The 237-nt window shown below is 47.3% G+C and carries 1 protein-coding gene; it reads left to right on the top strand.

Annotated elements, in window-relative coordinates; translation table 11 throughout:
- Window positions 1-237, top strand: a 237-nt coding sequence (locus tag RG959_RS24885) for a sulfatase-like hydrolase/transferase (RefSeq protein WP_342799370.1), incomplete at both ends; no start/stop codon positions are given.

Below are 237 nucleotides of genomic sequence, written 5' to 3'. Positions count from 1 at the left end.
ATGCACTCGGTAGCTTTATCGAAAAGGCAAAAAAATCAACTTACTGGGACGACACCGTATTTATTGTTATTGCCGATCATGACTCACGAGTCTCCGGTGCGAGTTTAGTGCCTATTGACCACTTTCGGATTCCTGCGGTGATCTTTGGTAAAGACATTCCAGCAAAACGCGACCACCAGCTTGCCAGTCAACTTGATATTCCTGCCACCCTGTTATCATTGATCGGTGCCAGTGGCG

The organism is Domibacillus sp. 8LH (genome assembly GCF_038806185.1).
Lineage (GTDB): Bacteria > Bacillota > Bacilli > Bacillales > Domibacillaceae > Domibacillus > Domibacillus indicus_A.
This window is presented reverse-complemented; position numbering and strand designations above follow the sequence as displayed.